Origin of the sequence: Flavobacterium sp. Sd200 (assembly GCF_009826935.1) — a bacterium.
Classification (GTDB): Bacteria; Bacteroidota; Bacteroidia; order Flavobacteriales; family Flavobacteriaceae; genus Flavobacterium.
The window spans coordinates 1-1,127 of the sequence record NZ_WUMN01000030.1; the positions used below are offsets into that span (position 1 = coordinate 1).

The following is a 1,127-nucleotide window of genomic DNA, read 5'->3' on the forward strand; positions in this document are numbered from 1 at the left end:
CTTTTGGCAATTTATCGCATCCCAACACGACAAGCTCCTGTTGCAAACCGCACAGCATCTTGGCCTGACATTCCTTTCGTTGTTACTGGCAATGGCCGTAGGAATCCCATTAGGAATTTTCATATCCCGCAGGCGGCCATTGGCCAACCCTGTACTGGGTGTTGCCGGTGTGTTGCAAACCGTGCCAAGCATCGCCCTTTTGGGTTTTATGATCCCGGCCTTCGGCATTGGTGCCACACCTGCAATTATAGCCCTGCTCACTTATGCCCTCTTGCCTATTATCAGGAATACCTATACCGGAATCACCGGTGTAAATCCAATGGTTACAGAAGCCGCAACAGCTTTGGGTATGACCAAAGGCCAACGCCTTTTCAAGGTCGAACTCCCCCTTGCCATGCCGGTTATCATTGCCGGTGTCCGTACGGCGGCTGTCATCAACGTGGGTGTAGCAACCCTCGCTTCTTTTGTAGCGGCAGGCGGGCTTGGTGAGTTTATATTTGGGGGTATTTCGCTGAACAACACTAATATGATACTCGCTGGTGCCCTACCCGCTGCACTCCTGGCGATCCTCATAGATTTAGGAATAGGGTATTTGCAACGCTCAGGCCGTAAAGCCATGCGCTATGCACTTTATCTGGTATTTGTTACTGGTATTGCCACTACGCTATACGTACTATGGCCTTCTGGCACGGAAAAACTCAGGGCCGGCTTTACACCGGAATTTATGGGCAGGCAGGATGGCGACATGGGGCTCCGATCGGTGTATGGGCTGCGGCTTAACCCTAAGGTGTAGAGTGATGCGGTTATGTATAAGGCAGCACATGAGGGCAGCCTCGATGTAATCAGCGGCTATTCTACTGATGGAAGGGTCAACGCATATGACTTATTAGTACTCGAAGATGACAAAAAGATATTCCCGCCCTATTATGCTGCACCCATTGTGAAAAGCACCACCCTCACACGGCTCCCGGGCCTTGAAAACGCATTGAACCTGTTGTCAGGGAAGATAAACGACAGTGTAATGGCCAGCCTGAATTATAAAGCCGATATTTTAAACCAGTCCCCACAGCGCATTGCCACGGATTTTTTAAAGGCGGCAGGGCTCTACAAGCCGTCCAGGGATGGCA

At 50.8% G+C, this 1,127-nt stretch carries 2 protein-coding genes; both read left to right on the forward strand.

The features are described from left to right. A partial coding sequence (locus GR160_RS19235) for an ABC transporter permease (RefSeq protein WP_237421262.1) occupies nt 1-793 on the forward strand: 793 nt, incomplete at its 5' end. A gap of 12 nt (nt 794-805) precedes the next feature. Continuing rightward, the coding region (locus GR160_RS19240; RefSeq protein WP_305038399.1) for a glycine betaine ABC transporter substrate-binding protein at nt 806-1,127 on the forward strand (322 nt) is incomplete at its 3' end.